Here is an 18,150-nt window from a genome sequence, read left to right as displayed (position 1 = left end):
TTTCCTCAGCCGTTGTTCGAGCGCTGCTTATTGAACTTGTCGACCCACTTCTGGTGATCCGCGTAGGTCTTGGAGAACTGACTCGTGTTGCCGTCGAGCGAGATGAAGTAATACCAGCCGTCGCTGGTCGGATTCATCGCCGCCTTCAGCGCGTCGTGGCCCGGATTTCCGATCGGACCAGGCGGAAGTCCCTTGTAGAAGTACGTGTTGTACGGGTTGTCGTACTGCTTGATCTCGCTGATCGGGATATCGATCTTGCTCTGGTTCTTGATGTAGTTGTAGGTGGAGTCGAATTCCACCTTGCCGTAGGTCTCGGGGTTCGCGGGCTTGAGCCGGTTGTAGACGACCTCGGCCATCTTCCGGAAGTCGTCGTGGGTGACGCCCTCCGCCTGGACCAGGCTGGCCACGCTGATCAGCTGGAGCGGGGACTTCAGGCCCAGATCCTTGGCCTTGCCCTCGAGATCCTGACCGGAGTAGTTCCGATTGGCCTCGGCGACCATCTTCCGCAGCACGTCCGCGGGTTTGGCGCCCTCGCCCACGCTGTAGCGGGACGGGTACAGGAATCCTTCCAGCGGATCCTTGATCTTGCTGTTGTCGTCGGCCCAGGAGGGCAGCCCGAGGTTCTTGGCCTCCTTCTTGGCGACGCCCGCGGTGGTACCCGCCTTGAGGCCGATCTTCTTGTCGATCGCCGCGTAGATCGTGGCGTCGCGCATGCCCTCGGTGACGATCAGGGCGTTGCTGCTGCTGGGGTCGAGCATCAGCTTGACCGCGGCCGCGCCGGACATCTCCTTGCGCAGGGTGTAGGTGCCCGGCTGGACGAACTTGCCGCTGTCCTCCACCGCGTCGACGAAGGCGCCGCTGCTCTTGACCACGCCCTTGTCGGCGAGTATCGAGCCGATCTCGGCGTTGCCGGAGCCGGAGGGCACCTCCACCTCGATCCGGCCGGTGCCCTGGCCGGAGTAGTCGGGTGCGGGGCCGAAGCGGGTCTGCCAGAAGTCGTAGGCGTAGTAGCCGCCTCCGCCGACCACGCCCACCAGGACGACGGTCACGAAGAGGCAGGCCACGCCGCTGCGGCGCTTCTTGGGCTTGCCCTTCTTGCCCGAGCGCTCGCCGTCGTCGCCGTCCTCGTCATCGTCCACGTCATCCGCGTCGCCCCGGCGGCCGCCGCCGTCGGTGAAGAACGGATGGTCGTCCTCGTCGTCCGCCCGGAGGGGCGGCTCGTCGGGGGCCTCGCGCTGGCGCGGAACCTGGTGCTCCGCGGGCACCGTGGGCATCTGCTGTGTGCCCTGTTGTCCCTGGTAAGGGTCCTGGCCCGGGTAGGAACCGCCCTGGCCGCCATGGCCGCCTTGCCCGCCCTGCCCGCCGTAGGGATCCTGCGGGTCCATCCCGCCGTACGAGCCGCCCTGGCCGGGGTACTCCTGCGGGTGCCGCTGATGCGGGTAGCCGGCGTCCTGGCCGTCCCATTGGGGCTGCTGATGCTGCTGGTTGGGGTCCTGCGGATAGCCGTGCGGATACTGCTGGTGCCCGTAAGGGTCCTGGCCGTACGGGTCCTGGCCGTAGGCGCCCTGACCGTACGGATCCTGGCCGTAGGCGTCCTGTGCGTACGGGTCCTGGGCGTAGGTGTCCTGCTGAGCATAGGGATCCTGCGCGTAGCGGTCCTGTGCGTAGGGATCCTGGCCGGCCGCCGTGTGGTGGCCGCTCCACTCTCGGTCCCCGTACAGCGGATCCTCGGGGTGCCACGGTTGGGAGCCGGGTCCCCGGCCGTACTCAGTCATCGATCCCCTAGCGACGGAGGTGGTCACCGCTCGGCGTGTGCGTGGCACGGGCGGCGGCGGCCATGCCGCGCGGAACGTTACCGTATCGCGATCAGATGACCACTTCGACGGCTTCCCCCGGGGGCCTCCCCGAGACCCGCTCGGTCTCCAGCGCGCTCTGGAGGATCACCACGGCCGCAGCCTGGTCAACGACCGAACGGCCCTTCTTGGACGTCACCCCGGAGGCGCGCAGCCCCTGGGACGCTGTGACAGTGGTCATACGCTCGTCGACGAGCCGTACCGGCACCGGGTTGACCCGCCGCGCCAACTCGCGCGCGAAGGTGCGTACTTTGGCCGCGGCCGGCCCCTCGCGCCCGTTGAGCGAGCGCGGCAGGCCGACCACCACCTCGATCGGTTCGTACTCCGCGACGATCGCCACGAGCCGCTTGTGGGCGGCCGGGATGTCACGTCCCGGCACGGTCTCCACGGGGGTGGCGAGGATCCCGTCGGGGTCGCACGAGGCGACCCCGATCCGGGCGTCCCCGACGTCGATGGCGATCCGCCTGCCGCGTCGCACGACTACCGGCCCGATTCCGCGACAAGCCGCTCGACGGCCTCGATGGCCTCGCCGACGGCCTCCGGGTTCTGGCCGCCGCCCTGGGCCACGTCCGGCTTGCCGCCGCCTCCGCCGCCGAGCGTCTTGGCGGCGGTGCGGACCAGGTCACCGGCCTTGAGCCCGCGCTCACGGGCGGCCTCGTTGGTGGCGATGACGGTCAGCGGACGGCCGCCTCCCACGGCGAAGAGGGCGACGACGGCCGGGCGGTCGCCGGGGACGCGGCCACGCACGTCCAGGACCAGCTTGCGCAGATCGTCGGCGGAGGTGCCGTCCGGCACCTTGGCGGCCACCAGGGCCACGCCCTGGACGTCCTTGGCGCCCTGGACGAGACCGGCGGCGGCCTGGAGCACCTTCTCCGCGCGGAACCGCTCGATCTCCTTCTCGGCCTCCTTGAGCTTGCTCAGCATGCCGGAGATCTTCTCCGGAAGCTCCTCGGGGCGGCCCTTGACCAGGTCGGTGAGCTGGGAGACGACCGTGTGCTCCCGGGCGAGGAAGTTGTAGGCGTCCACGCCCACCAGGGCCTCGACCCGGCGCACCCCGGAGCCGATGGAGGACTCGCCGAGCAGCTTCACCAGACCCAGCTGGGCGGTGTTGTGCACATGCGTGCCACCGCACAGCTCCTTGGAGAAGTCGCCGATGGTCACCACGCGCACCCGGTCGCCGTACTTCTCGCCGAACTCGGCGATGGCGCCCTGCTTCTTGGCGTCGTCCATGCTCATCACCTCGGCGGTGACGTCGAGCTCGCGCGAAAGCACCTCGTTGATCTTCTGCTCGACGTCCGTGAGGACCGCGCCGGGTACGGCGGTCGGCGAGCCGAAGTCGAAGCGGAAGCGGCCGGGCGAGTTCTCCGAACCGGCCTGGGCGGCGGTCGGGCCCAGGGCGTCGCGCAGCGCCTGGTGGGTGAGGTGGGTGGCGCTGTGGGCGCGGGCGATGGCACGGCGGCGCTTGATGTCGATCCGGGCGTGGGCCCCGGCGCCGACCGTCACCTCGCCGACCTGGACGACCCCCTTGTGCACGCTGACGCCGGGCACCGGCTGCTGGACGTCCCGGACCTCCACCACGGCGCCGGTGTCCAGCTTGATCCGGCCGGTGTCGGCGAGCTGGCCGCCGCCCTCGGCGTAGAACGGGGTGCGGTCCAGGACGACCTCGACCTCGTCGCCCTCGGTGGCGGCGGGCGAGGACACCCCGTCGACCAGCAGACCGACGACGGTGGACTCGCCCTCGGTGTGGAGGTAGCCGGTGAACTCGGTCAGGCCTGAGCTGTCGGCCACCTCGCGGTAGGCGGACAGGTCGGCATGGCCGGTCTTCTTGGCCTTGGCGTCGGCCTTGGCGCGCTCCCGCTGCTCCTTCATCAGGCGGCGGAAGCCCTCCTCGTCCACCGAGAGGCCCTGTTCGGCGGCCATCTCGAGGGTGAGGTCGATCGGGAAGCCCCAGGTGTCGTGGAGCAGGAACGCCTTGTCGCCGGGGAGCACCCTGCCGCCGGCGGCCTTGGTGTCGGTGACGGCGGTGTCGAGGATGTTGGTACCGGCCTTGAGCGTCTTGAGGAAGGCCGACTCCTCGGCGAGGGCGACGGTCTCGATGCGCTTGCGGTCGGTGAGCAGCTCCGGGTACTGCTGGCCCATCGTCTTGAGGACGACGTCGACCAGCTCGCCGACGACCGGCTCGGTGGCGCCGAGGATGCGCATGTTGCGGATGGCGCGGCGCATGATGCGGCGCAGCACATAGCCGCGGCCCTCGTTGCCGGGGGTGACGCCGTCGCCGATGAGCATGACGGAGGTGCGCATGTGGTCGGCGACCACGCGCAGCGAGACGTCGGTGTCATGGGCGGCGCCGTAGGCGACCCCGGTCAGCTCGGTGGCCTTGTCCATGACGACGCGCAGGGTGTCGGTCTCGTACATGTTCCGCACGCCCTGGAGGATCATCGCCAGGCGCTCGAGGCCGAGACCGGTGTCGATGTTCTTGCTGGGGAGCTCGCCGAGGATCGGGAAGTTCTCCTTGCCCTCGCCCGGACCGCGCTCGTACTGCATGAAGACCAGGTTCCAGATCTCCACGTAGCGCTCGTCGTTGACGGCCGGGCCGCCCTCCTCGCCGAACTCCGGACCACGGTCGTAGTTGATCTCGGAGCAGGGGCCGCAGGGGCCGGGGACGCCCATGGACCAGTAGTTCGGGCCCATGCCCAGGCGCTGGATCCGTGTCGCGGGGACGCCGATCACCTCGCGCCAGATGCGCTCGGCCTCGTCGTCCTGCTCATAGACGGTGATCCACAGCCGCTCGGGGTCGAGGCCGTAGCCACCCTCCTCCTGGGAGCTGGTCAGCAGCTCCCAGGCGTACTTGATGGCGCCTTCCTTGAAGTAGTCGCCGAACGAGAAGTTCCCGCACATCTGGAAGAAGGTGCCGTGGCGGGTGGTCTTGCCGACCTCTTCGATGTCCGGGGTGCGTACGCACTTCTGCACGCTGACGGCGCGGTCGAAGGGCGGCTTGACCTCACCGAGGAAGTACGGCTTGAAGGGCACCATGCCCGCGGGGACCAGCAGCAGCGTCGGGTCGTCCGCGATGAGCGACGCCGACGGCACGACGGTGTGCCCGCGCTCTTCGAAGAAGCGCAGCCAGCGGCGGCGGATTTCAGCCGACTCCATCAGTGGTCCTCATTTCCGGCTTTGTGGAGCTTGTAGGGGGTGGTGCGGGTCAGCTCGGCCCGGCTCCGCTGGGCCGGGAGCCGCTTGCGGTCGTCCGGCGGTGGTGCGGAGAGCCCGAGCGCGTCCTTGAGCGCGGCCTCGCGGTCGGCCATGCCGTCCCGTACGTCGAGGGCGAAGACCTTGATCCGCCGGCCCGCCAGCACCGCCCGGTCGGCGGCCTGCGCCGCCAGGCTCTCCGGGGTGAGCTGATTGAGCTTGCGGTTGACCTTGGTGGTGGCCCACACCCCGGCGGCGACGCCGGTGGTGAACCAGAATGTGCGGCGGAACATCCGGTCTGTCAGCCCTTCGATCCACGGTTGCGGCGGCCGCCCCGGCGGGCGGACGGCAGGGTCTTGCCGATGACGACGTTGCGCGCGGGCGCGGGTTCGTCCTCCGCCCGCCCCTTGCGGCCGATCGCCCGCCGGACCCCGTAGCCGAACGCGGCCACCTTGACCAGCGGTCCGCCGAAGGCGGTGGAGACGGTCGAGGAGAGCGCGGAGGCGTTGGAGGTGACCTCCTGGACGTCGGAGGCGATCGAGTCCACCCGGGCGAGCTGGGTGTTGGCCTCGCGCACGGTCGCGGACGCCTCGCTCAGCAGCGGCACGGCCTGGTCGGTGACCTCCGCCACCAGCCTGGTGGCCGCCTTGAGCGTCTGGGCCAGCCTCACCAGCGCCAGCGCCAGGAAGGACACCAGGATCGCCCAGAAGACGGCCACGAGGATCCCGGCCACCTCTCCACCGGACACGTCGCACCGCTCCCTGTCGCCGCTCGTCGTCGTTGTCTCGTGTTGGTCGTGCTCGGCGCGCCGACGTGTCGTGATGACGCGTCGTTCGGCGTCGTCCGTCGCCCGCCGCTCTCGGGCGGTATCCGGGTGCGGGCGGCAGGTATCGACCTTATCGCGCCGCGGACGCGCACCCGAAACGCATAACGGCCGCCGGGCGCCCGGTCCCGCCCGGTCCGGACCCGCCACCGGACAAGCCCGCGGGTTCCCCGTCGACCGGTGTCGAGGGGGAGCCCGCGGGCTTGGATGCGTACGGTCCGCTCCGCCGGATCAGCGGGCGTAGTACTCGACGACGAGCTGCTCGTCGCAGATCACCGGGATCTCCTTGCGGTTGGGGTCCCGGTCCAGGCGGAAGGCGAGCGCCTTCAGGTTGACCTGGAGGTAGCGCGGGGTCTCGCCGTCGGGGGCGTAGCCACCCTCGCGCGCCACCTGGAAGGGGACCTTCTCGCGGCTGCGCTCGCGGACCATCACCACGTCGTCCGGGCGGACCCGGAAGGACGGCTTGTCGACCTTGCGGCCGTTGACCTCGATGTGGCCGTGGGTGACCATCTGGCGGGCCTGGTAGATGGTGCGGGCGATGCCCGACCGCAGGACGAGCGCGTCCAGCCGGCGCTCGAGCTCGACGACCAGGGCCTCGCCCGTCTTGCCCTCGGCCTTCCGGGCGCGGTCGTAGGCACGGACCATCTGGCGCTCACTGATGTCGTACTGGGCGCGCAGCCGCTGCTTCTCCAGCAGCCGGACCTTGTAGTCACTGGTCTGCTTGCGGCCACGGCCGTGCTCGCCCGGCGGGTAGGGGCGTGCCTCGAAGTACTTGACGGCCTTCGGGGTCAGAGCGATGCCGAGCGCCCGCGACTTCTTGACCTTGGGACGCGACTGGTTCACGGGGAACGAACCTCCATGTAAGTTAGGTGAGCCTTACCTTAGCCGAGGAGAACGCATGTTTCGACCTGGGATCCCCCTGCCCAGCACTGGTCAGAGCCCCGAGGAGGGTCAGCCGCGTCCCATGGAAAGCACCCTGCGGCCCACACCGGCAGAGCGCGTACGTACTCTCGTTGAATCCAAGGCTACGGCTTCGTTGACGATTCCCGGAATCGAGGCCCTGGACGACCTGGGGGTGGACGGTCCCGCCGCCCGTACGGTCGCTCCGGACGGGGACGTGCTGCTGCTGATGGCCAGCGCCTCCCCCGCCGCCCGCGCCGCCACCCACGCCCAGGACGACGAGCTGACCTGCGTGATGGAGATCACCGACGTGGCCCCCGTCGCGATGCCCCACCGGATCCGCGGCCGCGCCTGGGTGGCCGGCTGGCTCACCCCCGTCCCCTGCGGCGAGCGCACGCGCACCGCGGCGGCGCTGCTGACCGAGCGGCATCCGGTGGGCGAACTGCTCGGCCTCGACCAGGCGCCGCGGCCGTCGCGGCGCGGTGGACCGGCCGCCGGGGTGGGGCCCGCCGGGAGGGCCGCCTGGACGCTGCTGCGGCTCGAGGTCGGCGAGGCGTGTGTGGACGACCTGTGGGGCGCGGACGGCGTAGAGCCGGACGACTTCACCTCGGCCGACCCCGATCCGCTGGTCAGGCACGAGGCCGATCTGCTCCAGCATCTGCACGCCGCCCACAGCGAGCAGGTGCGCGGGCTGTGCGCGCTGCTCGGCGACCGCTCCGGCCTGGTCTGCACCCGGGGCCCGGCCACCCCGGTGGCGCTGGACCGCTTCGGCCTGCGGGTGCGCTTCACGGACGAGGCGGACCGGCCGTTCGACGCGCGCTTCGACTTTCCCGAGCCGGTGCGGAACGTGTCCGAGCTGCGGTACGCGATGCACGCCCTGTTCGACGCGGCGACGGGCTGAGGCCGTCCGCCATGACGAGGCCGGGGCCCGTACGGCGAGGGCCGGAGCCGACCGCCGTACGACGGAGGCCGGGGCCCGTACGGCGAGGGCCGGGGCCCGGCCGCTAGGTGGCCGGGGCCTGGCCGTCGGCGGATGGCGGCGGGTCGCCGCGCAGCCGCGCCCGCACCCGCTCCACCACATCCGCGTACCGCGCCTCGGCCCCGTACCGCGTGGGCTCGTAGTACCGCTTGCCGTGGATCTTGTCCGGTGCGTATTGCTGCGCCGCGATGCCGCCCGGCAGATCGTGCGGATAGAGATAGCCCTGCGCGTGGCCCAGCTTCTTGGCGCCCTGGTAGTGGCCGTCGCGCAGATGCGGCGGCACCGGCCCGGCCAGGCCCGCCCGCACATCGGCCAGCGCGGCGCCGATCGCCGTGGTGGCGGCGTTGGACTTGGGCGCGAGCGCGAGCGCGATGGTGGCGTGGCTCAGGGTGAGCGCGGCCTCCGGGAAGCCGATCAGGGCGACCGCCTGCGCCGCTGCCACGGCGGTGGGCAGGGCGGTGGGATCGGCCAGGCCGATGTCCTCGCTCGCCGAGATCATCAGCCGCCGGGCGATGAACCGCGGGTCCTCCCCCGCCTCGATCATCCGGGCCAGATAGTGCAGCGCCGCGTCCACGTCCGAGCCGCGGATGGACTTGATGAGGGCGCTGGCCACGTCGTAGTGCTGATCGCCCGCGCGGTCGTACTTCACCGCGGCCCGGTCGACCGCCTCCTCCAGCGAGGTGAGCGTGACCTCGGACTCGCCCTTGTCCAGGGCCGCCCCGGCGCCCGCCTCCAGCGCGGTGAGCGCCCGCCGGGCGTCGCCGCCCGCTATCCGCAGCAGATGCGCCTCGGCGTCCTCGGGGAGGGTGACCGCCCCGCCGAGCCCGCGCTCGTCGGTGAGTGCGCGCCCCAGCAGCCCGCGCAGATCGTCGTCGGTCAGCGGCTCCAGGGTGAGCAGCAGTGAGCGCGAGAGCAGCGGGGAGATCACGGAGAAGTACGGATTCTCGGTGGTGGCCGCGATCAGCGTCACCCAGCGGTTCTCCACGGCGGGCAGCAGCGAGTCCTGCTGGGCCTTGCTGAAGCGGTGGATCTCGTCCAGGAAGAGCACGGTGTCCCGCCCGTACGCCCCGGAGGAGCGGCGCGCGCCGTCGATGACGGCCCGGACCTCCTTGACCCCCGCGGTGATGGCCGACAGCTCGACGAAGCGCTTCTGGGTGGCCTGGCTGACCACATACGCCAGCGTCGTCTTGCCGATGCCCGGCGGGCCCCAGAGGATCACCGACGACGGCCCGGCCGGACCTCCGCCGCCCTCGCCCACGAGCCGCCGCAGCGGGGATCCGGGGCGCAGCAGATGCTGCTGGCCCACGACCTCGTCGAGGGTGCGCGGACGCATCCGCACGGCCAGCGGGCTGCTGGCCGGATCCTTCTCCTGGCGGTCCTCTGCGGCGGCGGTGAACAGGTCTGGCTCCACCCGGGAAGCCTATGACACCGCACTGACAACGCCGCCGCGCGCGGGGTTCGGAGGGTGCGGGCTCAGCCCTGAGCGCCCGTCCAGAAATCCCACCAGCGGGTCAGGATCAGCATTCCGATGACGCCGATCCACACCACCGGGACCACCCAGTGGAACTCCATGAGCCCGCGCCGCAGCCCGTCCGGCGCGGGGAGGTATCCGTGCTTGAGGTTGTGGCCGGTGACGTAGCAGAACATCACGATGGTGGCGACCCAGGCGAGGCAGCACCACAGGCACAGCGAGCCGATGACGTACAGCGACTCGTACTGGAGCCAGGTCACGAAGCCGACGCCGAAGAGCGTGCCCGCGTTGAAGGTCAGCCAGTACCAGCGCGGGAAGCGCGCCCCGGTCAGCAGCGACATGCCCACGCAGATCACGATGGCGTAGGCGACGAGGCCGAGCATCGGGTTCGGGAAGCCGAACGCCTGCGCCTGGTCGCTCTCCATGATGTTGCCGCAGGAGACGACGGGGTTGAGGCTGCAACCGGGCGTGAAGACCTTGCCGTCGGCCTTGTACTCGAGGATCTTGTTCTTGTCGATCGTGATGACCCAGGCGGCCAGCAGTCCCAGCGCTCCGGTGATCACGAGCAGGAGGGCGAAGGCACGGCTGCCTCCCGTCCCGGCCCGCGAGCCCTCCCGCGCCTCGCCGGACTCCACGTCGTCCATCACTGTCGTCGCCATACTCGCCGTCCGTCGCTCTCCGCCATCTCCAGCCCCGTCGGGCAAGGCCATTGTGCCGCACCCGCCATCGCCGCGAGGCGCGCTTATCACGGTCATGCCATGGTGCCCCGTCCCCCGTTCAGAGGACATAAGGCGGGCTCCCGGACGTCCCTGCCGGGCCGGGACCCCGCCTCCGGGGAGCGCGGGTGACGGTCCCGAATCGGCATCGATTGGGAGGATGAATCCGCCCCGGCCGAGTTGACGGTCCGCGAGACCGTACGCCGGTTCGCCGCTGCTGCCCCCGGCAGGAGGCGGCGAAAGGGGGCCCAGGACGTTCCCCGGGCCCCCTTTTGAGGCTCGCTCAGGCGAGTTATGAGGCTCCCTCAGGCGAGGCGTGCGCGGACCGCCTCGACCACCTCGGTCAGCGGGACCGGGGACTGCTCGCCGGACTCCATGTCCTTCAGCTGGACCACGTTCTCGGCGAGGTCGCGCTCGCCCGCCACGATCGCGTAGCGGGCACCGCTGCGGTTGGCGGCCTTCATCGCGGCCTTCAGGCCCTTGCCGCCGTAGGCGAAGTCCGTGGCGACGCCCGCCGTACGGAGCTCACCGACCAGGCCGAAGAGGACCTTGCGGGCCTCCTCCCCCAGCGGCACCGCGAAGACGCTGACGGCGGCGGGCAGGTTCAGCTCGACGCCCTCGGCCTCCAGCGCGAGCACCGTACGGTCCACGCCGAGCGCCCAGCCCACCGAGGGCAGGGCCGGGCCGCCGATCATCTCGGACAGGCCGTCGTAGCGGCCGCCGCCGCCGACGGCGGACTGGGAGCCCAGGCCGTCGTGGACGAACTCGAAGGTGGTGCGGGTGTAGTAGTCCAGGCCGCGCACCAGCCTCGCGTCGTCCTCGAAGTCCACACCCCGCGCGGTGATCAGCTCGCGGACCTCCGCGTGGTACGCCTTGCACTCCTCGCACAGGTAGTCGCGCAGCAGCGGGGCGTCGGCCAGCTGCGCGCGCACCGCCTCGCGCTTGTCGTCCAGCACCCGCAGCGGGTTGATCTCCACGCGCCGCCGGGTGTCCTCGTCCAGGTCCAGGGCGCGCAGGAAGTCCTGGAGGGCGGCCCGGTAGACGGGGCGGCAGGTGGCGTCGCCCAGTGAGTTCAGCAGGATGCGGAAGTTCCGCAGCCCGAGCGAGCGGTAGGCGTCGTGGGCCAGGACGATCAGCTCGGCGTCAAGGGCCGGGTCCTCGGCGCCGATCGCCTCCGCGCCGACCTGCGAGAAGTGGCGGTAGCGGCCCTTCTGCGGGCGCTCGTAGCGGTAGTACGAGCCCGAGTACCAGAGCTTGACCGGCAGCGATCCGGCCTTGTGGAGATTGGCCTCCAGGGCGGCGCGCAGCACCGAGGCGGTGCCCTCGGGGCGCAGCGCGAGCTCGTCGCCGCCCTTGGTGGTGAGGGTGTACATCTCCTTGGTCACGATGTCGGTGGACTCGCCGACGCCGCGCGCGAAGAGCTCCACGTTCTCGAAACCGGGGGTCTCGATGTAGCCGTAGCCGGAGCGCTTGAGCGGTGCGGCGATCGCCTCGCGCACCGCGAGGAAGGTCGCGGAGGCCGGCGGGATCAGGTCATACGTGCCCCGGGGGGCTTTGAAGGTGCTCAACGGAAGTCTCTCGTCACATTCCTCGTCGCGGAGCCGGGCGCCGGGCGCCGTCTCCCAGGCCGGCGGCCACCTCGCGCAGATACGGGTTGGTGGCGCGCTCACGGCCGATGCTGGTCTGGGGGCCATGGCCGGACAGCACCACGGTCGAGTCGTCGAGCGGCAGGACCACACGGGCCAGCGACTCGAGGATCTCGGCGTGATCGCCGCCGGGCAGATCGGTGCGTCCGATGGAGCCGGCGAAGAGCAGATCGCCCGCGAAGAAGACGGACGGGATGTCCGCCTGCTCGGGCATCTGGAAGGTCACCGACCCCTTGGTATGGCCCGGGGTGTGCGCGACGGTGAGCTCCAGACCGGCCAGCCTCAGCTCGGCGCCGTCGGCCAGCTCCTTGAGGTCGTCCGGCTCGCCCACGGTGAGTTCACCCATCAGCGGCATGCCGATGGAGCGCCCGAGCGCCTTCTCGGGGTCGCTCATCATGAAGCGGTCGGCCGGGTGGATCCACGCCGGTACGTCATGCGCGCCGCAGACCGGGACGACCGAGGCGACATGGTCGATGTGGCCGTGGGTGAGGACGACGGCGACGGGCTTGAGCCGGTGCTTGGCGACCGCCTCCGCGACGCCTTGGGCCGCCTGGTGGCCCGGGTCGATGATCACGCACTCCTCACCGGCGGCGGGGGCGACCAGATAGCAATTGGTCCCCCAGGCCCCGGCGGGGAACCCGGCAATGAGCACGATCGTCCTTAGAAGTCGTCCGGTGGAAGATTGTCGGCGGCTTCAGAGCCTACCGGCGGCGCCCCGGCCACAGCGAACCCGTATACGGTACGGCCGAGCCCTCGTACACAACAGCAGCACACCGACGGCACACGCCATGAGGAGACGACCCGGTGGTCAGTAACGAGCAGCGGCGGCGGCAACTCGCCCGGGAGAAGTACCTTCGGCAGCAGCAGCGGCGCGAAACCGCCCGGCAAAAGTCCCGCCAGCGCAATGTGGTGATCGCCGCCGTGCTGGCCGTGGTCCTGGCCGGTGGCGGTGCCGTCGCGGCCACGGGCGCGCTGTCCGGGAACGACAAGGACAAGAAGAAGGACGACGCCGCCGCCTCCGCCACCCCCTCGGCCGCCCCCACCAGCAAGGCGCCCGACCCCTGTGCCAAGGAGGCGAAGGCGGTCGCGGGCAAGAAGCCCAAGAAGCTGTCGTGGAAGAAGGAACCGGCGGTCACGATCGACAAGTCGGCCTCCTACACGATGAAGCTGGAGACGACCTGCGGGGACATCTCCGTGACCATGGACGCGGGCAAGGCGCCGCACACGGTCAACTCCTTCAGCTTCCTGGCGGGCAAGGGCTACTTCGACCACACCAAGTGCCACCGGCTGGTGAACCAGGGGATCTACGTGCTCCAGTGCGGTGACCCGCAGGGCACCGGCGCGGGCGGCCCCGGCTACACCCTCCCGGACGAGAACCTGAAGGACCCCTCGCTCAAGGGCGGCAAGTACCCGGCGGGGACCGTCGCCATGGCCAACCAGTACAACCCGCAGACCAAGAAGGGCCGGAACACCGGCGGCAGCCAGTTCTTCCTGGTTTACAAGAAGAGCGACCTCCCGCCGGACTACACGCCCTTCGGCACCGTGGACAAGGCCGGGATGAAGGTCCTACAGAAGATCGCCAACGCCGGGGCGGCTCCCCCGGACCAGACGATGAACACCGCCCCGAACGCCAGCGTGGTGATCAACAAGGCCACCGTCGGCAAGTCCTGAGGTCGCCGGGCTCGCGTACTGCGAAATTTCGGTCGCGCAGGATACGGACAGCCGGGGCACCGGTCGCCTATGTTGGCGTTGTGTAGGGTGCCTGGCCCGGTGGCCGCCACCCTGATATGAGACCGGCCAGGGCGTATCCCGGCCGGAAGAAACTGTGGACGATGCCCGCGGGCCGCGCGCCCGCCCCGGCATCATGTGGAGGAGGCGCTGTGAGCAGCGAGCCTTGGGGCCGCGTCGACGAGGCGGGGACCGTGTACGTGCGTACGGCCGACGGGGAGCAGGTCGTCGGATCGTGGCAGGCGGGATCGCCGGAAGAGGCCCTCGCCTACTTCGAGCGCAAGTACGACGGTCTGGTCGTCGAGATCGGCCTCCTCGAGCGCAGGGTCAAGACCACCGATCTGTCGGCCAAGGACGCGACGGCGGCCATCGAGCACATCCGCCAGCAGGTCGACGAGCATCACGTGGTCGGCGATCTGGACGCGCTGAGGAAGCGGCTCGACAAGCTCGCCGGAGAGGTCGAGGTCCGCCGCGAGCAGCGCAAGGCGGCCAAGGCGGTCCAGGCCGACGAGGCCCGCAGGGCCAAGGAGGACCTGGTCGCCGAGGCCGAGCAGCTGGCCGCCAGCGAGCAGTGGCGGGCGGCCGGGGAGCGGCTGCGCGCCCTGGTCGACACCTGGAAGGGCCTGCCCCGGCTGGACCGCAAGACCGACGACGAGCTGTGGCACCGCTTCTCCCACGCCCGCTCGGCGTTCTCCAAGCGGCGCAAGGCACACTTCGCGGCCCTGGACGCACAGCGCGAGGAGGCCCGGCAGACCAAGGAGAAGCTGGTCGCCGAGGCCGAGGCGCTCTCCGGCTCCACCGACTGGGGTCCGACCGCGGCCCGGTACCGGGACCTGATGTCGGACTGGAAGGCCGCGGGCCGTGCCCAGCGCGAGTCCGAGGAGGACCTGTGGAACCGCTTCCGCGGTGCGCAGGACATCTTCTTCCAGGCCCGTAGCGAGGTCTTCGCGGAGCGTGACGCCGAGCAGCGGGAGAATCTCACCCGTAAGGAGGAGCTCGTCGTCGAGGCCGAGAAGCTGCTGCCGATCTCGGACCTGAAGGCGGCCCGTGCGGCCTTCCGGTCGATCAACGAGCGGTGGGAGGCCATCGGCCATGTGCCGAGGGACGCCCGCGCCCGTATCGAGGGCCGGATGCACGCGGTGGAGCGCGCCATCCAGGACGCCGAGGACACGGAGTGGCGGCGGACCAACCCCGAGGCGCGGGCGCGCGCCGCGGGGCTCACCGGCCAGCTCCAGGACGCCGTCGACAAGCTGCGGTCCCAGATCGACGCGGCCCGCGCGGCGGGGAACAACGCGAAGGCCGACAAGCTCTCCAAGGAGCTCGAAGGCCGGCAGGCGCTGCTGGACCAGGCGCTGAAGGGCCTCCAGGAGTTCGGCGGCTGAGCGCGCGCTGATCCGCGTACGGCGGCGGCCCCCGGCGTGAAGGCGCCGGGGGCCGCCGCCGTCGTGTGCTCAGCGGATGCTTCAGCGACCTCAGCGGATCCTCTCAGCGGATCAGCGGCGCGTTCTCAGCGGGCGCGGGCCGAGGTGACCCGGTAGACGTCGTAGACGCCCTCCACGCCGCGTACGGCCTTCAGGACGTGGCCCAGGTGCTTGGGGTCGCCCATCTCGAAGGTGAAGCGCGAGGTGGCCACCCGGTCGCGGGAGGTCTGCACGGCCGCGGAGAGGATGTTGACGTGCTGGTCGGACAGTACGCGGGTGACGTCCGACAGCAGCCGGGACCGGTCCAGCGCCTCGACCTGGATGGCCACCAGGAAGACCGACGACTGGGTGGGCGCCCATTCCACGTCGAGGATGCGCTCGGGCTGCTGCGAGAGCGAGTCCACGTTGACGCAGTCGGCGCGGTGCACCGAGACGCCGCTGCCGCGGGTGACGAAGCCGATGATGGGGTCGCCTGGCACCGGTGTACAGCAGCGGGCCAGCTTGACCCACACGTCCTCGACGCCCTTGACCACCACGCCCGGATCGGCGCTGGAGCGGCGCTTGGTGCGGCGGATGGGCGGGGCGGTCTCGGCGATGTCCTCGTTGGCCGCCTCCTCGCCGCCGAGCGCCTGGACGAGCTTCTGCACCACGTTCTGCGCGGAGACATGGCCCTCGCCGATCGCCGCGTAGAGCGCGGAGATGTCGGGGTAGCGCATCTCATGGGCGAGGGTGACCAGGGAGTCGCCGGTCAGGATCCGCTGGATGGGCAGGTTCTGCTTGCGCATCGCCCGGACGATCGCGTCCTTGCCCTGTTCGATGGCCTCGTCGCGGCGCTCCTTGGAGAACCAGGCGCGGATCTTGTTACGGGCCCGCGGCGACTTGACGAAGCCCAGCCAGTCGCGGGAGGGTCCGGCGCCCGCCGCCTTGGAGGTGAAGACCTCCACCAAGTCGCCGTTGTCCAGGGTGGATTCCAGCGGCACCAGCCGCCCGTTGACCCGGGCGCCGATCGTACGGTGGCCGACCTCGGTGTGCACGGCGTAGGCGAAGTCGACCGGAGTGGCCCCGGCCGGTAGCGCTATGACGTCGCCCTTGGGCGTGAAGACGAAGACCTCGTTGCGGGACAGGTCGAAGCGCAGGGACTCCAGGAACTCGCCCGGGTCCTCCGTCTCCTTCTGCCAGTCCAGGAGCTGCCGCAGCCACGCCATGTCGTTGATGGCGTCGTCCTTGCCCGCCTTACGGGGCACATCGGTGCGCACCTTGGAGGCGCCGGCCACCGCCTCCTGCTTGTACTTCCAGTGCGCGGCGATGCCGTACTCGGCGCGGCGGTGCATGTCGAAGGTGCGGATCTGGAGCTCGACCGGCTTGCCGCTGGGCCCGATGACCGTCGTGTGCAGCGACTGGTACATGTTGAACTTGGGCATCGCGATGTAGTCCTTGAACCGCCCCGGCACCGGGTTCCACCGCGCGTGGATGGTCCCGAGCGCCGCGTAGCAGTCACGGACGGTGTCGACGAGGACGCGGATGCCCACCAGGTCGTAGATCTCGGCGAAGTCGCGGCCGCGCACGATCATCTTCTGGTAGACGGAGTAGTAGTGCTTCGGCCGACCGGTGACGGTCGCCTTGATCCGCGCCGCCCGCAGATCGCCCTGGACCTGGTCGGTGACGACGGCCAGGTACTCGTCGCGCTTGGGGGCCCGCTCGGCGACCAGCCGCACGATCTCGTCGTACATCTTGGGGTAGAGGATCGCGAAGGCGAGGTCCTCCAGCTCCCATTTGATGGTGTTCATGCCCAGCCGATGGGCGAGCGGGGCGTAGATCTCAAGGGTCTCGCGGGCCTTCTTCTCCTGCTTCTCCCGCTTGAGGTAGCGCATGGTGCGCATGTTGTGCAGCCGGTCGGCCAGCTTGATCACCAGCACCCGGGGGTCCCGGGCCATGGCGACGACCATCTTGCGCACGGTCTCGGCCTGGGCCGCCTCGCCGAACTTGACCTTGTCCAGCTTGGTGACGCCGTCGACGAGCAGGGCGACCTGGTCGCCGAAGTCGCGGCGCAGGGTGTCCAGGCCGTACTCGGTGTCCTCGACGGTGTCATGCAGCAGCCCGGCCATCAAAGTGGCCGGATCCATACCCAGCTCGGCCAGGATCGTGGTCACCGCGAGGGGGTGGGTGATGTACGGATCGCCGCTCTTGCGCTTCTGGCCGCGGTGCCAGCGCTCGGCCACCTGGTACGCGCGCTCGATCTGGCGCAGCGTCGCGGCCTCCGCCTTGGGGTCATTGCCGCGCACAATGCGCAGCAGCGGCTCGAGCACCGGGTTGTACGGGCTGGAGCGCTGGACGCCGAGGCGCGCCAGCCGGGCCCGGACGCGGTTGGACGAGCCCGAGCGGGGCGCGGGGCCCTGTCCGGGGCGCGCGGGGGGCGTGGTGGCGGGCAGGCTGTTGCCGCGGCCCGCGGCGGGCTTCGGGCTGGTCTGCTCGGGGCCGCGCCGGGCCGCGCCGTCACCGCTGTTCCTGGGCACGCCTGGGGCCGCCGTCGGCTCGGCGGCGGTGGGCGCGTCCGGCTGTGCGGAGGGGGTTCCGCCCGGACGGACTTCGGGCGAGAGCGGCTGGGCCTCGTCTGGCAAGAGCACTCCTAGCGGTCCGGACCCGAAAAGGTCGGGCTGCCATGGTATCGATCCCGCCACTCCGCTTGCCTCTCGACCGCCAAGCCGGGCATGACGGGAGGTGGGGCGGCATGGCGGAGGGCGGGGACCCGGCGGTTCGCGTCCCCGCCCTCCGGCGGTCTTCCCGGCCCGGTGTACGGGCCCGTGAGTCCAAGCCCGGCTCAGACCGTGATCAGGGCCTCCAGCGGGGCGCTGTCGAGCGAGCCCAGCAGCCGGTCACGGCCGGCGAGGAAGCCGAGCTCCAGCAGCACGGCGACCCCGGCGATCCGGGCGCCGGCCCGCCGGATGAGCCGCAGGGACGCCTCGGCGGTGCCGCCGGTGGCCAGCACGTCGTCGATCACCAGCACCCGGTCCCCGGGCTCCAGCGCGTCGGCGTGTATCTCGATCTCGGCCGTGCCGTACTCCAGCTCGTAACGCTGGGCGAGCGTCGCCCCGGGGAGCTTGCCGGCCTTGCGGACCGGTACGAAGCCGATCCCGGCGCGGACCGCGGCCGGCGCGGCGAGGATGAAACCGCGCGCCTCCAGGCCCACCACCTTGTCCGCCTGGTGCCGGAGACACAGCTCGGCGAGCGCCTCGGTGAGCGCGCCGAAGGCCGCGGCGTCGGCGAGCAGCGGGGTGATGTCCTTGAACATCACGCCGGGCTTGGGGTAGTCCGGCACGTCCTGGATGCGGCTGAGCAGCAGCGTGCGCAGCTCCTCGGCGGAGGCTCCGCCGAATCCGTCCGGGCTGCCCGCCGTGGTCTCCGTCGTCTCGGTCATCTCTCAGGC

The 18,150-nt window shown here is 70.8% G+C and carries 15 protein-coding genes; 3 read left to right on the top strand and 12 right to left on the bottom strand.

Annotated elements, in window-relative coordinates:
- Positions 1 to 5: 5 nt before the first annotated feature.
- The 6 genes from mltG to rpsD form a co-directional block, all read right to left on the bottom strand.
- Positions 6 to 1,775 (bottom strand): endolytic transglycosylase MltG, encoded by a 1,770-nt coding sequence (gene mltG / locus ACJX2R_RS40490; RefSeq protein ID WP_413104127.1) that lies wholly within the window; start codon positions 1,773 to 1,775, stop codon positions 6 to 8.
- Between the two features lie 91 nt (positions 1,776 to 1,866).
- A complete protein-coding gene (gene ruvX / locus ACJX2R_RS40485; RefSeq protein WP_413104126.1) occupies positions 1,867 to 2,331 on the bottom strand; it encodes a Holliday junction resolvase RuvX in 465 nt (154 codons plus the stop codon).
- A 2-nt stretch (positions 2,332 to 2,333) separates the two neighbouring features.
- Positions 2,334 to 5,006: an alanine--tRNA ligase gene (gene alaS / locus ACJX2R_RS40480; protein WP_413104125.1), complete on the bottom strand. Its 2,673-nt coding sequence runs from the start codon at positions 5,004 to 5,006 to the stop codon at positions 2,334 to 2,336.
- Positions 5,006 to 5,335, bottom strand: coding sequence for a DUF6167 family protein (locus ACJX2R_RS40475; RefSeq protein ID WP_037951636.1), 330 nt, complete (start codon positions 5,333 to 5,335; stop codon positions 5,006 to 5,008). Before ACJX2R_RS40475 ends, alaS begins: the two co-directional genes overlap by 1 nt.
- Before the next feature lie 8 nt (positions 5,336 to 5,343).
- Positions 5,344 to 5,790: a DUF948 domain-containing protein gene (locus tag ACJX2R_RS40470; RefSeq protein ID WP_210947493.1), complete on the bottom strand. Its 447-nt coding sequence runs from the start codon at positions 5,788 to 5,790 to the stop codon at positions 5,344 to 5,346.
- Positions 5,791 to 6,096: 306 nt separating this feature from the next.
- Entirely contained in the window at positions 6,097 to 6,708 is a 612-nt protein-coding gene (rpsD, locus tag ACJX2R_RS40465; protein WP_046087713.1) for a 30S ribosomal protein S4, read from the bottom strand.
- Positions 6,709 to 6,763: 55 nt separating this feature from the next.
- Between rpsD and ACJX2R_RS40460 the strand changes: the two genes are divergently transcribed.
- Complete coding sequence (locus tag ACJX2R_RS40460; RefSeq protein ID WP_413104124.1) at positions 6,764 to 7,666, top strand: DUF2470 domain-containing protein; 903 nt, start codon at positions 6,764 to 6,766, stop codon at positions 7,664 to 7,666.
- 103 nt (positions 7,667 to 7,769) lie between these two features.
- Here the strand turns inward: ACJX2R_RS40460 and ACJX2R_RS40455 are convergent, their stop codons facing one another.
- The 4 genes from ACJX2R_RS40455 to ACJX2R_RS40440 form a co-directional block, all read right to left on the bottom strand.
- Positions 7,770 to 9,155: a replication-associated recombination protein A gene (locus tag ACJX2R_RS40455; RefSeq protein WP_262700946.1), complete on the bottom strand. Its 1,386-nt coding sequence runs from the start codon at positions 9,153 to 9,155 to the stop codon at positions 7,770 to 7,772.
- 62 nt (positions 9,156 to 9,217) lie between these two features.
- Entirely contained in the window at positions 9,218 to 9,859 is a 642-nt protein-coding gene (locus ACJX2R_RS40450) for a vitamin K epoxide reductase family protein (RefSeq protein WP_262701016.1), read from the bottom strand.
- Between the two features lie 377 nt (positions 9,860 to 10,236).
- Positions 10,237 to 11,499 carry a histidine--tRNA ligase gene (hisS, locus tag ACJX2R_RS40445; protein ID WP_413104123.1) on the bottom strand — a complete coding sequence of 421 codons (1,263 nt, stop codon included), beginning with the start codon at positions 11,497 to 11,499 and terminating at the stop codon, positions 10,237 to 10,239.
- Between the two features lie 13 nt (positions 11,500 to 11,512).
- On the bottom strand, positions 11,513 to 12,229 hold the full coding sequence (locus tag ACJX2R_RS40440) for an MBL fold metallo-hydrolase (protein WP_413104122.1): 717 nt from the start codon (positions 12,227 to 12,229) through the stop codon (positions 11,513 to 11,515).
- Between the two features lie 152 nt (positions 12,230 to 12,381).
- Between ACJX2R_RS40440 and ACJX2R_RS40435 the strand changes: the two genes are divergently transcribed.
- Both ACJX2R_RS40435 and ACJX2R_RS40430 read left to right on the top strand, forming a co-directional pair.
- Positions 12,382 to 13,248 (top strand): peptidylprolyl isomerase, encoded by an 867-nt coding sequence (locus ACJX2R_RS40435; protein ID WP_413104121.1) that lies wholly within the window; start codon positions 12,382 to 12,384, stop codon positions 13,246 to 13,248.
- A 209-nt stretch (positions 13,249 to 13,457) separates the two neighbouring features.
- Entirely contained in the window at positions 13,458 to 14,687 is a 1,230-nt protein-coding gene (locus ACJX2R_RS40430; RefSeq protein ID WP_413104120.1) for a DUF349 domain-containing protein, read from the top strand.
- A gap of 125 nt (positions 14,688 to 14,812) precedes the next feature.
- On the opposite strand, the gene ACJX2R_RS40425 is transcribed toward ACJX2R_RS40430, so the two are convergent.
- Positions 14,813 to 17,344, bottom strand: a complete 2,532-nt coding sequence (locus ACJX2R_RS40425; protein ID WP_413104119.1) for a RelA/SpoT family protein — start codon at positions 17,342 to 17,344, stop codon at positions 14,813 to 14,815.
- A 200-nt stretch (positions 17,345 to 17,544) separates the two neighbouring features.
- The gene (locus ACJX2R_RS40420; RefSeq protein ID WP_413104118.1) at positions 17,545 to 18,141 is read right to left on the bottom strand and encodes an adenine phosphoribosyltransferase; all 597 of its coding nucleotides are present in this window, start codon (positions 18,139 to 18,141) and stop codon (positions 17,545 to 17,547) included.
- Positions 18,142 to 18,150 lie beyond the last annotated feature (9 nt).

The organism is Streptomyces sp. Inha503 (assembly GCF_047215865.1).
Classification (GTDB): Bacteria; Actinomycetota; Actinomycetes; order Streptomycetales; family Streptomycetaceae; genus Streptomyces; species Streptomyces lycopersici.
The sequence above is the reverse complement of the archived record's forward strand: the minus strand, read 5'-3'. Positions and strand labels throughout refer to the sequence as shown.